At 43.8% G+C, this 14,861-nt stretch carries 14 protein-coding genes and 2 tRNA genes; 10 read left to right on the top strand and 6 right to left on the bottom strand.

The window, feature by feature from the left end; translation table 11 throughout:
• Window positions 1–24: 24 nt before the first annotated feature.
• The 3 genes from btuF to mtnN are packed head-to-tail and all read right to left on the bottom strand — an operon-like array spanning window position 25 to window position 2,526.
• Window positions 25–849: a vitamin B12 ABC transporter substrate-binding protein BtuF gene (gene btuF / locus AAFX28_RS21485; RefSeq protein ID WP_408690585.1), complete on the bottom strand. Its 825-nt coding sequence runs from the start codon at window positions 847–849 to the stop codon at window positions 25–27.
• Window positions 850–1,803 carry a cobalamin biosynthesis family protein gene (locus AAFX28_RS21480; RefSeq protein ID WP_408690584.1) on the bottom strand — a complete coding sequence of 318 codons (954 nt, stop codon included), beginning with the start codon at window positions 1,801–1,803 and terminating at the stop codon, window positions 850–852. It lies immediately after the preceding gene.
• Window positions 1,804–1,830: 27 nt separating this feature from the next.
• Complete coding sequence (gene mtnN, locus AAFX28_RS21475) at window positions 1,831–2,526, bottom strand: 5'-methylthioadenosine/S-adenosylhomocysteine nucleosidase (protein WP_408690583.1); 696 nt, start codon at window positions 2,524–2,526, stop codon at window positions 1,831–1,833.
• A gap of 407 nt (window positions 2,527–2,933) precedes the next feature.
• Between mtnN and rpsO the strand changes: the two genes are divergently transcribed.
• The 5 genes from rpsO (at window position 2,934) to vmrA (ending at window position 8,630) form a co-directional block, all read left to right on the top strand.
• The gene (gene rpsO, locus AAFX28_RS21470; RefSeq protein WP_134835425.1) at window positions 2,934–3,203 is read left to right on the top strand and encodes a 30S ribosomal protein S15; all 270 of its coding nucleotides are present in this window, start codon (window positions 2,934–2,936) and stop codon (window positions 3,201–3,203) included.
• Window positions 3,204–3,527: 324 nt separating this feature from the next.
• Window positions 3,528–5,660, top strand: a complete 2,133-nt coding sequence (pnp, locus tag AAFX28_RS21465; protein WP_408690582.1) for a polyribonucleotide nucleotidyltransferase — start codon at window positions 3,528–3,530, stop codon at window positions 5,658–5,660.
• Window positions 5,661–5,788: 128 nt separating this feature from the next.
• The gene (gene nlpI, locus AAFX28_RS21460) at window positions 5,789–6,706 is read left to right on the top strand and encodes a lipoprotein NlpI (protein ID WP_408690581.1); all 918 of its coding nucleotides are present in this window, start codon (window positions 5,789–5,791) and stop codon (window positions 6,704–6,706) included.
• Window positions 6,707–6,812: 106 nt separating this feature from the next.
• Window positions 6,813–7,226 carry a MarR family winged helix-turn-helix transcriptional regulator gene (locus tag AAFX28_RS21455; RefSeq protein ID WP_408690580.1) on the top strand — a complete coding sequence of 138 codons (414 nt, stop codon included), beginning with the start codon at window positions 6,813–6,815 and terminating at the stop codon, window positions 7,224–7,226.
• Between the two features lie 57 nt (window positions 7,227–7,283).
• The gene (gene vmrA / locus AAFX28_RS21450; protein ID WP_408690579.1) at window positions 7,284–8,630 is read left to right on the top strand and encodes a sodium-coupled multidrug efflux MATE transporter VmrA; all 1,347 of its coding nucleotides are present in this window, start codon (window positions 7,284–7,286) and stop codon (window positions 8,628–8,630) included.
• A 59-nt stretch (window positions 8,631–8,689) separates the two neighbouring features.
• Here vmrA and AAFX28_RS21445 read toward each other — a convergent pair whose 3' ends face one another.
• The 3 genes from AAFX28_RS21445 to AAFX28_RS21435 form a co-directional block, all read right to left on the bottom strand.
• Entirely contained in the window at window positions 8,690–9,568 is an 879-nt protein-coding gene (locus AAFX28_RS21445) for a U32 family peptidase (RefSeq protein ID WP_408690578.1), read from the bottom strand.
• A gap of 34 nt (window positions 9,569–9,602) precedes the next feature.
• Complete coding sequence (locus AAFX28_RS21440; protein WP_408690577.1) at window positions 9,603–10,616, bottom strand: peptidase U32 family protein; 1,014 nt, start codon at window positions 10,614–10,616, stop codon at window positions 9,603–9,605.
• A gap of 117 nt (window positions 10,617–10,733) precedes the next feature.
• Window positions 10,734–12,773, bottom strand: a complete 2,040-nt coding sequence (locus AAFX28_RS21435) for an EAL domain-containing protein (RefSeq protein ID WP_408690576.1) — start codon at window positions 12,771–12,773, stop codon at window positions 10,734–10,736.
• Window positions 12,774–12,969: 196 nt separating this feature from the next.
• Here AAFX28_RS21435 and AAFX28_RS21430 point away from each other — a divergent pair, with 196 nt between their 5' ends.
• The 5 genes from AAFX28_RS21430 (at window position 12,970) to AAFX28_RS21410 (ending at window position 14,789) form a co-directional block, all read left to right on the top strand.
• The gene (locus tag AAFX28_RS21430) at window positions 12,970–13,497 is read left to right on the top strand and encodes an SCP2 domain-containing protein (protein WP_408690575.1); all 528 of its coding nucleotides are present in this window, start codon (window positions 12,970–12,972) and stop codon (window positions 13,495–13,497) included.
• A complete protein-coding gene (locus tag AAFX28_RS21425; protein ID WP_408690574.1) occupies window positions 13,481–13,984 on the top strand; it encodes a GNAT family N-acetyltransferase in 504 nt (167 codons plus the stop codon). Before AAFX28_RS21430 ends, AAFX28_RS21425 begins: the two co-directional genes overlap by 17 nt.
• Before the next feature lie 223 nt (window positions 13,985–14,207).
• On the top strand, window positions 14,208–14,540 hold the full coding sequence (gene secG, locus AAFX28_RS21420) for a preprotein translocase subunit SecG (RefSeq protein ID WP_049842940.1): 333 nt from the start codon (window positions 14,208–14,210) through the stop codon (window positions 14,538–14,540).
• Window positions 14,541–14,572: 32 nt separating this feature from the next.
• Window positions 14,573–14,656, top strand: a tRNA-Leu gene (locus AAFX28_RS21415).
• A 56-nt stretch (window positions 14,657–14,712) separates the two neighbouring features.
• Window positions 14,713–14,789, top strand: a tRNA-Met gene (locus AAFX28_RS21410).
• The last annotated feature ends 72 nt before the right edge of the window (window positions 14,790–14,861 follow it).

Below are 14,861 nucleotides of genomic sequence, written 5' to 3'. Positions count from 1 at the left end.
TGTACGAGATATCGTGGTTAAACGTTAGCGTTTTTCCCTTATGGTCTCGAAATGCTCACAAACTTGCTCGATTGCTTTTAGAGTCCGTGGTGTAGGGCGGTTAATCCAATCTGAGTTGAGAGTCCACATATGGTTATTTTGAACAGCAGCTAGTTGGTCGTGCCACTTTTGCCACATCTCGCCATTCTCAATTGCATGTTGAGAAGTAAAGATGACATCAGGGTTTTGGATGATTACTTGTTCCATTCCCACTTGAGGGTAAGGCGCTGAACTGTGTTCAAAGATGTTTTCACCGCCACAGAAGCTAAAGACCTCACTTGGCCATTTTCCTTTCGCTAACGTGATGATGGGCTGTTCGCTCAATTGATAGAAATAGCGTACAGGAATCTCAGTATGGTACTTGGCCTTCAAGTCTTGCAGAGTTTGCCTAAAGTCGCTTGCTGCTTGTTTCCCTACGCTTGGTGTGTCTGAGTACTCACTAAGCTGTTCAATGTTATGAGCGATGTCTTCAAGAGAGTTAGTTTGAGAGTAGTAAATCTCAAACCCAAACTGTTCGAGTTTTTTGAGCTCCCCAATTGGGTTGCCAGATGGCCAAGCAATGATTAAGTCTGGTTGCAGAGCAATGATTCGCTCGATTTTAATGCCTTGGTAGTTGGAGACTTTTTCTATGTTTTTCGCTTGCTCAGGATAGTCACTGCGTTCACTTACCGCGATTAGCTTATTGCCAAGCCCCGCAGAAAAAGCGATTTCAGTAGCATGGGGCGCTAGACTAATCACGCGCTCGACAGGAGCTGCGCTTGCACCACAAGAAATAGCAAAAGGTAGAGTAACGAAGAATGACGGTCGCATTTAAAATCCTTGGTAAACCAGTCCCATGATAAGGCTTTGCACAACAATCCAAGCAAACATACGCCAAGCTAATAATTTTTGCACTTGGGCAACATGGATAGCCGATGGAGCGATGCGTCCCCCTAACTTTGCTCTGACTGCTTTGTGTTTGTTGTAGATTGCAGGGCCACCTAAAGAAAGCTCCAACTTCGCGCCTACCGAAACTAGTAACCAAGCGGGACCAGGTAATGGCCAAGATTTGGCTTGTTGCGAGATAAGCTGCGCAGTTTCTTTTGCTCGGTGTCCGACTATAACCATGATGGCAAAAAGTCGCATCGGGACAAAATCAAGCACCGCAACGGCGCGAACTGCTGGAACACCAAAAGGTGAAAACTGTTGTCTTGATGGTGACCAAGCTCGTGCCAGTTCAACACTCATTCGGTATAAGAAAGCCCCAATACCGCCACCAATGCCATACCAAAACAGTACGCCGACAACGTTACGCCCATAAGACATAATCAAAGTTTCAGAGCCTGCTTTGCCTAGGCCGAGTAATGACAGCGTGGATGTTGAACGATTGACGATAGGTTTGATCAGCATCTTAGCGTGTTCTTTATCTTCACGGGCCAGTGCCGCAACAAACTGCGCAGTAAACTTATCCGTGTTACGCCAATCAATCGCCAATAGTAAGAATGCCAACTCAAATAACTCTGGCTGCCAAACGAGAGGTTTCAATGCTATCAGTACAATGAGCATAGGTATTAACATCAATAACCAAGCTAATGTGCCCGAGATGATGCTTTGTGAGTAGTTAGCATTGTTGTTGACCTTGTCTGCTAACTGTTCAGCAAACTTATGCCATAGAATCGCAGGGTGCGCTTCACGAGGAAAAGGAAGAATTAAGTGGAATAATAGAGCGCCCCATAGAATAAGGAGTGCTCCATTTGAGTAGAATTGATTGAAGATATCTTCCATGATATTGCTTACTTTCCTTAAAAGGTTTTACTTAAGCAGTTCAACCATTTTAACGACCATTTCTGATGAGCTTTTTGCTGCTAGAGGCAAGAATTCATCGAAACTCATACCCGCCTCTTTATCTGCAACATCAGAGATAGCGCGTACAACAACAAATGGTACTTTGAATTGGTGACAAGTTTGAGCAACAGCAGATGCTTCCATCTCTACTGCAATAACAGAAGGGAAGTGCTTACGAATGAACTCTTGACGCTCAGCGCTTGCAATGAAGGCATCACCAGTACAAATCAAACCACGTACAGCGTGCTTATCTTCCATTTGCTCTAATGCTTTTTCAGCAACATCCATCAGTTTCTCATCAGCGATGAACGCTGCTGGCTGCTGAGCCATTTGACCGATTTCATAACCAAATGCAGTGACGTCAGCATCGTGGTGACGAACTTCAGTTGAGATGACAACATCACCCACGTTTAGGCTTGAATCAAAGCCGCCTGCAGAACCTGTGTTGATAACCACGTCTGGCTGGTACTCATCAAGTAGGATTGTTGTACCTACCGCTGCTGCTACTTTACCAATACCTGATTGAAGCAAAACGACCTCAACACCGTTGATCTGACCTGAAAAGTAAGTACAACCAGCTTTGCTAACTTCTTTACGGTTTTCAATTGCTTGTTTAAGGATGGAAACTTCTTGTTCCATTGCACCGATGATGCCGATTTTCATAGAGAATCCTGTTTATTCAAATAGGTAGGTTTTATTGGCCTAAGTGTAACAGAAAAGGGAAAGATGGGAACGGACAGCGTCCTTCGAACCTACCTTTGTCATTCCCTAGACTGACGAAGGAAGGAGTAGGGAATCTCATAAAGTATTCGCTCGCTGAAATAGATCCCCAATTCGCTCGTACCTTGCTTTCGAGGATGACAGCGATAAAGGGGAAGCATTTATAGCGACTTCTCCAGAAACGGTAGGATGAAGTCCGTTCTCGCATCCCACATCCATATCCTCCCGCGAAGCGTGCAAATAGCTATTGCTTAACCTTTATACATCCCATATAATTCGCGCTCCTCGTGTCGGCTGAATCAGAGATTGGCTGGCACAATGTTTAACTTACTCTTATTTAGGAGAGAATTATGTCTCTGAACGCAGAAACTAAAGCAGCAATCGTTGCAGAATACGCACGTGCTGAAGGCGATACAGGTTCACCAGAAGTACAAGTAGCACTACTAACTGCTTCTATCAACCACCTACAAGGTCACTTCAAAGCACACAAAGGCGATCACCACAGCCGTCGTGGTCTTCTACGTATGGTTTCTAGCCGTCGTAAGCTTCTAGACTACCTTAAAGGTAAAGATCTTGGTCGTTACCAAGAGCTAATCAAACGTCTAGGTCTACGTCGCTAATTAGCGACTGCATAGCAGTTTGTTAGGAAAGGGGCTTATAGCCCCTTTTTTGTTGCCCGTTACTTATTTTAGTTGCTATAGCTTAGCCAAATCACTTTTATACCGTTATACTACGCACGGTAAAAATCCCTGATTGGGATTTTCTACATAATTACTCATAGCGTTACAGTCAACCACGTCGACCAAAAGGTCGCGACTATTCAAAGTGAACTTGATAATAACGACAGTTCATTTTCACTAGTCGCGATTTGTAATGCCTTGAGTTTCAATCAATATCATCTGAGCACTATCTTATGATAGAAGGCTGAGAAACAAGGAATTTCCATGTTCGAAAAACCAGTTGTTAAAACGTTCCAGTACGGTAACCACACAGTTACTCTAGAAACTGGCGTTATCGCACGTCAAGCTACGGCTGCAGTTATGGTTACTATGGACGATACAGCAGTATTCGTTTCTGTAGTAGGTAAGAAAGAAGCGGTAGAAGGTCAAGACTTCTTCCCTCTAACAGTAAACTACCAAGAGCGTACTTACGCTGCAGGTAAAATCCCTGGTGGTTTCTTCAAGCGTGAAGGCCGTCCATCTGAAGGCGAAACACTAACGGCTCGTCTAATCGACCGTCCAATCCGTCCTCTATTCCCAGATGCGTTCAAAAACGAAGTTCAAGTTATCGCAACAGTTGTGTCTGTAAACCCAGACGTTCAACCTGACATCGTAACTATGATTGGTACTTCGGCTGCGCTTGCTATCTCTGGTATTCCATTCAATGGTCCTATCGGTGCTGCACGTGTTGGTCACATCGACGGTCAACTAGTTCTTAACCCAAGCAACACTGAACTAGAAACGTCTAAACTAGACCTAGTTGTTGCAGGTACTGAATCTGCAGTACTAATGGTTGAGTCTGAAGCTGACAACCTAACTGAAGAAGAAATGCTATCAGCGGTTGTTTACGGCCACGATCAACAGCAAGCGGTTATCAACGCAATCAACGAATTTAAAGCTGAAGTTGCTACTCCAGCTTGGGATTGGGTTGCTCCAGAAGAGAACACGACTCTTGTAAACAAGATTGCTGAGCTAGCTGAAGCGAAACTTGTTGAAGCTTACCAAATCACTGAGAAAATGGCGCGTTACGACCGTATCCACGCTATTGCTGGTGAAGTAAACGAAGTGCTACTTGCTGAAGACCCTGAAGCAAACACGAAAGAAATCCACACTATCTTCCACGATCTAGAGAAGACAGTTGTACGTCGTAGCATCATCGCGGGTAACCCACGTATCGATGGTCGTGAAAAAGACATGGTTCGTGCACTAGACGTACGTACTGGTGTTCTTCCACGTACTCACGGTTCATCACTATTCACTCGTGGTGAAACTCAGGCGCTTGTAACTGCGACTCTAGGTACGCAGCGCGATGCTCAAATCATCGACGAGCTAACTGGTGAGCGTAAAGATCACTTCCTACTACACTACAACTTCCCTCCATACTGTGTAGGTGAGACTGGTTTTGTAGGTTCTCCTAAGCGTCGTGAGATCGGCCACGGTAAACTAGCTAAGCGTGGTATTGCTGCAGTAATGCCATCTGTAGACGAGTTCCCATACACAGTACGTGTAGTATCAGAAATCACAGAATCTAACGGTTCTTCTTCAATGGCTTCTGTATGTGGTACGTCTCTAGCACTTATGGATGCTGGTGTTCCAATCAAGTCTTCTGTTGCGGGTATTGCAATGGGTCTAGTTAAAGAAGGCGACGATTTCGTTGTTCTTTCTGACATCCTTGGTGACGAAGATCACCTAGGTGACATGGACTTTAAAGTAGCAGGTACTAACACTGGTATCACTGCACTTCAGATGGATATCAAGATCGAAGGTATCACTAAAGAGATCATGCAAATTGCTCTTAACCAAGCGCAAGGTGCACGTAAGCACATCCTATCTGTAATGGATGAAGCTATCTCTGGTGCTCGTGAAGATATCTCTGAGTTCGCTCCGCGTATTCACACAATGAAGATCAGCGCTGAGAAGATCAAAGACGTTATCGGTAAAGGTGGTGCAGTTATCCGTGCTCTAACTGAAGAGACTGGTACAACTATCGAAATCGAAGACGACGGTACAATCAAGATTGCTGCAACTGAAGGTACAGCTGCGAAAGAAGCAATCCGTCGTATCGAAGAGATCACTGCAGAAGTTGAAGTGGGCCGTATCTACACAGGTAAAGTTGCTCGTCTAGCTGACTTTGGTGCATTCGTTACTATTCTTCCTGGTAAAGATGGTCTAGTACACATCTCTCAAATCGCTGATAAGCGCGTTGAGAAAGTGTCTGACTACCTAGCTGAAGGTCAAGAAGTTCAAGTTAAAGTTCTTGAAATCGACCGTCAGGGCCGTGTTCGTCTAAGCATGAAAGAAGCGGTAGAAAAGACTGAAGAAGCAGCAGCTGAAGAAAAACCAGCAACTGACGCATAATTTAGCCGCAATAGGCTAATGAGCGAATTAGCCTATTTTGCTAAAAGCATGTTATAAAGGGAGCATTACGCTCCCTTTTTTAATGTGGATAAGACTGAGAATTTACTCAGTGACAGGAGTATCTATACGTGAAATGGTTTCGAACAGCATCGCTTAGCCTTGCATTATTAGTTACTGCTGGTTGTGCTTCAACCTCCAATGACAGTGCTCAGTGGCTATACCCACCAATGGCTGTTCCTTTACAGGCAAGTGTGCAACAAGAAGTACAAATAGCTCGTTTATCACAGCTTTTACAGCGCCCTGATTTATCGAATGATGTTAGAGCCAAAATGCTCTACGAACGTGGCAACTATTACGATAGTGTTGGCTTACGTGACCTCGCGCGATTGGATTACAACCAGTCACTGGCTTTGAATCCAGCGCAGCCAGATCTATTCAATCTACTTGGTGTTTACTTTACTCAAGTTGGTGAGTTTGATGCAGCTTACGATGCTTTTGACTCAACATTAGAGTTAGCACCTGATAATACCTACGCAGCTCGTAACAGAGCGATCGCACTTTACTACGGCGATCGTATTGATCTTGCGCTTGAAGATATTCAAAAACACTACGATGAAGATCCTAGCGATCCATTTAGAGCTTTATGGCTCTACATTGTTAAGAGCGAAAAAGATCCCACTTTAGCACGTCAAGAGCTTGAGCAAAGGTATCAAGTCCGTGATGAGCAGTGGGGTTGGGTGCTGGTGGCCATCACTCTAGGTGAAGTCTCTGAAGACCAAGCGTTTAAAGCGATTCTTGCAGGGACAAGAGACAACACGGTACTAGCTCAGCGACTGACTGAGGCATACTTTTACTTAGGTAAACGCTACCAAGCAGAAGGTGATTTTGCGAGTGCTATTTCGCTGTATAAGTTGGCGATTTCGTTCAATGTGTTTGAATATGTCGAGCACCGTTACTCTTTCCTTGAGTTGAGTAGAATCTATAATCAAGTCAAAGCTGAGCACCTAGCCAAAGCTAAGCAAGCTAAAGCACAAAACGCTCAATAAGCATTATCCTACATAAAGAAAGCCGCTGTTCTCAGCGGTTTTTTGTTGCCTGTAATTTAAATATCGTTAAAATAGTTAGCCTTGCTAACTAAATGGTCAAAGCACAATGGCATTAGAAAAGAGCCTGATTGATTTGGAACGCTTTTGTGCCAAAGCGTGGCGTGTGTACGCCAAAGAAGATCCGCTTTCACATTTGAGCTTTAATGAATTTGATTATTTGAGAGTGATTCAACTTCACCCTGAAGGTATACGTATTACCGATTTGGCTGAAGAGCTTCAAGTAACCAAACCTTCAGCTTCAAACATGGTGGTTCGTTTGGAGAAAAAGGGCTTAGTGAAGCGCATAGCTTGTGCTGAAGATGCTCGTTCTAAACGCGTGCTATTAACCGAAGAGGTGATTGCTGAAATGTCGTTGGAACAAGTGGTGTACAAAGATATCTCACAACAGCTTATGCGAAAGTTGGATGCAAATGAAGTTCAGCAATTGAAAGCGCTATTAGATAAAGCGCTCGGAAACTAAACATATTTTTTATTATTTTATCTATTTAGTTAGCCTTGCTAACTATTGGTGGTAGTCATGCAAAACTCTATTTACAAACAGTTTTGGAAATACACAATTCCGACCGTAGCAGCGATGTTGGTTAACGGTTTATACCAAGTCGTAGATGGTATCTTTATTGGTCGTTATGTGGGAGCTGATGGATTAGCGGGAATTAACGTAGCTTGGCCTATTATTGGCTCGATACTCGGTATCGGTATGATGGTAGGTGTGGGCACTGGTGCGTTGTCGTCTATCAAGCAAGGTGAGCAAGACAGTGAAGGTGCAAAACGTATCCTTTCTACTGGCTTATTGCTTTTAGTTGCTTTGATGCCAATTGTCGCGACAACGTTGTTTTTCTTTGCCGATGATTTTATTCGTTGGCAAGGTGCAGAAGGTCGCGTTTATGAACTTGGCTTACAGTACCTACATATTTTAAGCATCGCCTGTGTATTCTCGCTAGGATCAATAGCAGTGCCGTTTTTGCTGCGTAATGATGATAGCCCAAACTTAGCGACGATCTTGATGGTGATTGGTGCAGTGATCAATATTGTGCTTGATTACCTCTTCATCGCTTGGCTTGGTTGGGAACTAAAAGGTGCTGCTATTGCTACTGCATTGGCGCAGATGGTCGTGACCATTCTTGGTGTCGGTTACTTCTTTACTTCAAGAGCTAAGATGCGCTTGTCGATGAATGACCTGAAGATGCAGTTTGATGTCGTCCCTAAAATTGTCATGATCGGTACATCGAGCTTCTTTATGTATGCGTATGGTTCAATGATGGTAGCGCTGCATAATGCGTTGTTCGCTCAATACGGTAGTGCGTTGTTGATAGGTGCTTATGCCATCTTGGGTTACATAGTGACGGTTTACTATTTGGTGGCAGAAGGTATTGCAAATGGTATGCAGCCTTTGGTGAGCTACAACCATGGCGCTCGCAATCAAGACAACATTCGTAAACTGTTGAAGGTGGCAATGGGGACTTCAGTGCTTGGTGGTGTCGCGTTTGTTGTGTTGATGAACATCTTCCCATACGAGTTTGTTTCTGTGTTTAACAATGCAGACCAAAACTTGATTGATGCAGCCGTTGTCGGTATCCGTCTGCACATGTTCGCGCTGTTCTTAGATGGTTTCTTAGTTGTTGCCGCGGCATACTATCAATCGGTGAACAAAGGCAGCAAAGCGATGTTCGTTACCATTGGTAATATGGCGATTCAATTGCCGTTCTTATTTATTATGCCAAAGCTATTGGGTGTGACAGGGATTTGGATTGCCTTCCCACTGTCTAACATTGCCTTGAGTTTGGTGGTAATGACTATGCTGTGGCGTGATATTAAAAAGCTAATGAATGAAAGTTCTGCCGAGCCAAGCATTCAAATGTCTTGAGCTAAAAAGCGAGGCTTAGTGCCTCGCTTTTATGTTGTTTTGAAAGTGGAGAAAAATGCTTAAATGTTTTTCACCTCTAGGCCTGCAAGTTGATGCCAGTAGCCATTGCATTGTCGACTTTCGATGATCGATGGATTGTTTCCTTGCTCGTTAGCACGGAACTTATCCATTTGTGAGAAAGTATCGATCCCTAGTGGGCTGAGGCGTACAACATCAACTAAACCATCCATACTTGGAAGATCATTGATTAGGTTATAGCAATAACCAGACTGAGTTTGAATACCGTTCAGGTTAAACACCTCTTGGCCTTCTTGGCTGCTAACTTGGATGCCAGTAGGGTATTTGATACAGCAAGTTTCACAATCATCTTTGGCTTTATCTTCAGCGCGGGCAGTAAAGCAGCGTGCTGAATAGGCTAATGGCAGGTAGCCGTGACTGAATACCTCTACCTCAAACTTACCTTTGATTCCTAACTCATCACATTGAGTAAGTACGTTACCTAACCATTCTCGTGATAGCTCGACGGGCATACACCAACGCGTCATCCCTTGCTTTAGGAATAGATTCAATGTGTGAGCATTGTATGTGTTGACCGCAGGACCAACCACAAAAGGCACTTTGTTTTCATGTGCTAATTGGATCGCAGAAACGTCATTGGCTTCAATTGCGAAGTCACCATTGTTGATGTACTTCTTCATCACGTTGACTTCACTTGGTGCCTCGAGCAGAGCCATAGTAGACAGGACAACTTGTTTACCGGCACTGCTGAGTTCTTTAGCAATATCAAACCAGTGAGCAGGTTTCATCTCACGACGTTTTGAACAGACACTTTCACCAAGGTAAACGATGTCAGCTGAACTACTTTTCGCTTGGTTGTAAAAGTCTTCAACGTCTTGCTTTGGCCAGAAGTAAAGTAATGGGCCTAATGCATATTTCATGTTGTTTTCCATCGTGTTCTTCACTATTTAGGCTCTATTGCCATTTACGGTGATAAGCACCGAGTGTGGTTTGAGCACCTTCCGATACATTCGCTAGTGCCGCATCCCAAGCTGGTTCAACTTGGTAACTTTCTGGATTGGCCAGGTAGCGGTCGATAGCAGCACGCCAAGTACGAGTTACTTGCTCTACATAAGCAGGACTGCGCTGACGGCCTTCGATTTTTACAGAAGCAACATTGGCAGCAAATAACTCTGGCAGCATAGATAGCGTATTCAAACTGGTAGGCTCTTCCAATGCGTGGTAAGCCTTGATTTGGTTTTCTAAATCTGCGGTGAAGCGACCTTTACATAGGGTTGGATAACCTGCGTTTTCCCCCTCACTGTAACGATCAATAAGAATGTCATTTAAGCGAGATTCTAACCCCTTGTCAGTCTCTTGCCAGCGTACATATTTAGCTGGAGAACAAGCACCAACGGTATTTGGTGATTCTCCCGTCATGTATGAAGAAAGGTAGCAGCGACCTTCAGACATAATACACAGACTGCCAAACGCGAACACTTCAAGCTCAACATCACTGGTGATATTACGTGAGAGTTGTTTTACTTGATGAATAGACAATACACGTGGCAAAACAACACGTTTTACATTGAAGTTATTCTTATAAAAGTCGATCGCTGCGACATTGGTTGCAGAAGCTTGAACAGATAGGTGAAGCTCTAGTTCAGGATACTTGCGAGCGGCGTATTCAAGCACGGCTATGTCAGCAACAATCAGAGCATCTACACCGCTATGTGCTGCACGATCAACCGCTTCGGTCCAGCGTTCAAACCCATTTGGATGAGCAAAAGTATTCAATGCAACGTGAATTTTCTTGTTGTTGTCATGAACGTACTGAACGGCTTTTTCAAGCTTCTTACCAGTAAAGTTTAAACCAGCAAAGTGTCGTGCATTGGTGTCATCTTTAAAACCGATGTACACCGCATCTGCACCACAATCAATTGCAGTTTTTAAGGCAGGTAGGTTACCTGCAGGGCATAGGAGTTCCATTGCTCTACCAAGACTGTCTTCTTCTAAAATTGCTGAGCATTTTATGAAGAATTATGAATGGCAAATTTGATGTAAGGCAGGTTTGAGTGAGTTTCTAAGTTAAATACTCACTTGGAGTTAGTTTTTGTGGCGACGATTTTGTGCAAACAGCTCTTCAACCTCTTGTCGCGGCTGAGGGCGATAGAAGTGGAAGCCTTGAATTGAGTTACAGTTGAGGTTTGAAAGTAGAGTCGCTTGCTGTTGAGTCTCGACACCTTCCGCAACAACGGTCAGGTTAAGAGACTTACCAAGGTTGATGATGTTCTCGATAACCGTGATTTGCTTAGGCAGCGTATCAATGTCTGAAATGAATGCACGGTCTATCTTAAGCTCATCAATAGGGAATCTAGCTAAGTAGGAGAGTGACGAGTAGCCTGTACCAAAGTCATCAATCGACAAAGCAAAGCCGAGCTTTTTAATTGCGTTGAGCATTTGCAGAGTGTGCTCACTATCACTCATGACTGCACTTTCTGTTAGCTCGAATGTGATACAACTAGGGTCAAGCTCTGTCGTTCGAAGGAGCTTCTCCATGTAATCGATCAGTTTCGGGTTACCAAATTGTTCTGGTGACAAGTTGATCGCTACGCGGCCAGGTAAGATGCCTTGAAGCTTCCAGCGTTTTACCGTCGAAAAGACATCACGCATGACTACTCGACCTAGGTGTTCAATTAGGCCGGCCCGCTCTGCGACAGGAATGAATGCCCCTGGGCTGATGTAACCCTCAACTGGGTGCTTCCAACGGATCAGAGCTTCAGCGCCGTTAATACTGAAATCACGAGCGTTAACTTTAGGTTGATACCAAACTTCTAAACCATTTTGCTGCAGCGCTTTTTGCAGTTCAATCTCAAGCCAAAGACGCATACGCGCTTCTTTGTTCATCTGATCATTAAACTTAATCAGACGGTTACGGCCGCGATCTTTTGCTTCATACATTGCAGTGTCGGCATTTTGCAGCAGAATACGTGCATCATTGCCATCACCAGGGTAGGCGACACTACCGATTGAACAAGCAAGGCGCTTACTAAAATGGTGGAGGTCAAAAGGTTGGTTGATAAGAGAGATAATCCGCTCTGACAACATTTCTACCATTCGGTTGTTATCAGGTTCAGGCAGGATGATACCAAACTCATCTCCTCCTAAATGCCCTAGTACCGCATGTTGAGGTAAAAGGCGCTTAAGACGAGAAGAGACTTCTTTAATGACTTTGTCACCAATATGATGACCTAAAGAATCGTTAATGTTTTTAAAGTTATCGATATCGAGATAAAGCATGATGAGCGGTGTTTCATTGTGAATCAGTTGCTCAAGGCGCTTAGTAAAACCAAAACGATTATAAAGCCCAGTTAATGAATCTAGGTGTGCGTCTTCATGCTGCGTTGTCGACAAAGTAGTTTGGCCAGATTCAGCATCTTGAATCAAAACCAATTGAGAGTCGCTGCCTAGCACCATTGTTGAGTCAGCAAGCAATTGAACTTTACGTTCAAAGCCACATCTTGGTCCGGTTAGACAGGTTAAAGGTGTTTCACTTAGTTGCTCAACAAAAGAACTAGAAAAAACCGTTTTAGTTTTCTCATCGACAAACAGCCTAGATAAACTCTCACCCAGAATATCTTGCATGGACTCAAAACCGAGTAAACGCAGTGCGGCTGGGTTTGCTGAAATGATGCAATCATCTTCGAGAAGAAAAATGCCTTCAGGAAGGAGAGAAGTTAGGGTCGAGAACTTACCTTCTGACTCTTCTAGAGAGCGAACAAGGATCTGCTTTTCTGACGTATCGAGTGCGTGGAAAATGACGTGTTCGACCTTGCCATCATTATCGATCGGAGAGATATTGAAATGAAGGCTAGTCTCAAGACCAAGATCGCCCATGGTCATTTCAGCTTCAATAGACTCGCCCTTAAATGCTCGTTCGTAATAAGACTTAAGGTGATCATAGAACTGTTGCCCCATGATTTGGGTGTCGTTCATACCGATTAATTCGGTGGATGTTAAACCTGCGATATCACAATAGCGTCCGTTAACCATGGCATAGTTATGCTGGTTATCCAAGATGGCGAAAAAAAACGGACTATTGGCCGTTATTTTTGTAAACCAGTGCTGTAATTGTTGCGATAGCATCAAGTTTGTTCCGACTCTCCGACGAGTTACATATTCACAGTATAAGTGAATTTAAGCGATGTAATTACTATAACTGTCCTAGCTTCCAGTTTAAAGAGTTAAACCAGAGCGTCTATTTTTTGATAAATGACAGTAATTGGCAGTAAAACATACTCTATGATGGGGGACTTAGCTAACAAAGTAACGGATAATTCGCGTGATTAACAAGATTCGCACCCAACTAGTTCAAAATGCCGCATCAATTTTGCGATCTCCAGTCCACTTATTGCCTCAAACTGTACAAAAAAAAGCCTTGCTTGAAGGGCTAAAAACCGTTTTCAAAGAAGCACTTGAAGATGGAGATTTTGAGTTTTTAGAAGGTAAGTGGCTAAAAGTAGAAGTAAAAGATATGCAGCTCAGTTGGTTAATTAGCTACGAAAATGAGCAAATTATCGTAGCGGATCACGAAGTCAAAGAAGACGTGCTATTTAGCGGAAATCTAAATGACCTTGTCTTGATTGCGGGAAGAAAAGAAGATCCTGATACATTATTCTTCCAACGCCGCCTACGTATTGAAGGTGACACTGAGCTTGGACTTGAAGTGAAAAACCTCATGGACAGTGTTGACCTCGAATCTTTACCAAAAGCATTACAAACTCTTCTAAATCAACTAGCCGAATTTGTGCAAAAGGGCTTACAATCGCCTACGACACAAAAAGAGGTTGTAAATGCTTATTCGAACTGAAGCGCCAGCAGATATTCTGGCCATCGATAGATTACTCAAGTCTACCTTTGAGACAGAGGCAGAAGCGAACTTAGTCATGAAGCTAAGAGAGAATGGTCGTCGTACACTATCTCTTGTTGCATGTAATGATGAAGGGGAAGTTGTGGGCTATGTTTTGTTTAGTCCAGTGACCATCGAAAATAATGATCTTAATTGGCAAGGTTTGGCACCGTTGGCGGTACATGAAGATTATCGCAATCAAGGTATTGCCGCTGAACTTGTAAAAGAAGGCTTCTCTTCATTATTAGAGTTTGGCTACCCAGCTTGTGTGGTATTAGGCGATCCTGCTTATTATGGTCGCTTTGGTTTTGAGAGCAGCGCCAAGTTCAATATGCATTGCCAGTGGGAGGTGCCTGAAGGTGCATTCCAAGTTGTGGCACTTGCTGATGGTGAACTAGATGGTCACTCTGGCTTGATTGAGTATAGTCCTGAATTCTTAGAAATTTAGAGCCAATAAAAAGAGGGATGAAAGAAAAGTTATACTTTTGTCCTTTTTTTGACCGCTTAAGTCTAAGTGCGTGCTTTTTTGAAAAAATCTACTTGTCAGCGTAATCGTGTTTCGCTAGTATTGCTCGGCCTTCGATAAGGAGGTCGCTAGCCTTGTTCAAAAACACGATAAAAAGCGTTTTCGAGCGGCGCTGGCTCAACAATTTGGAACATAGGTGGAAATCATGTTTACAGTTCTACTTGTGATTTACCTGTTGGCAGCGGTTGGTGTAATCGGCCTAGTGTTGATTCAACAAGGTAAAGGCGCAGATATGGGAGCCTCATTCGGTGCAGGCGCATCAAACACAGTGTTTGGCGCAAGCGGCTCAGGTAACTTCCTAACCCGAATGACTGCAATTTTTGCAACAGTATTTTTCATCCTTAGCTTAGTGCTAGGCAATATGTCTACACACAAGACTGAATCTCAGTGGGTTGACCCTTCTCAAGGTCAAGTCATTCAGCAAGCTGACGATGCGAGCGAAATTCCAGCCCCTCAAGGCGACGAAATTCCTCAATAAGCTATTTTCTAGCTGAGAATATAGAATTAGCTGCCGAGATGGTGAAATTGGTAGACACGCTAGCATGAGGTGCTAGTGCCTTAGGTGTGAGGGTTCGAGTCCCTCTCTCGGCACCATTGATTTACAAACTTGTAAAACACCTTGGAGAGCGTATAATGCTCGACAAGTCGGACGCGGGGTGGAGCAGCTTGGTAGCTCGTCGGGCTCATAACCCGAAGGTCGTCGGTTCAAATCCGGCCCCCGCAACCAAATCCCTTTTCTTTTATAGATAGTGGATTCGGACAAGTTTGCGTAGTAGCAATACTACGAGTTAAGCGGCAT

The sequence above is a fragment of the Vibrio sp. TBV020 genome, assembly GCF_046056895.1.
GTDB lineage: Bacteria > Pseudomonadota > Gammaproteobacteria > Enterobacterales > Vibrionaceae > Vibrio.
Note: the sequence above shows the minus strand (reverse complement) of the source record. Positions and strands in the feature narration are given on the sequence as shown.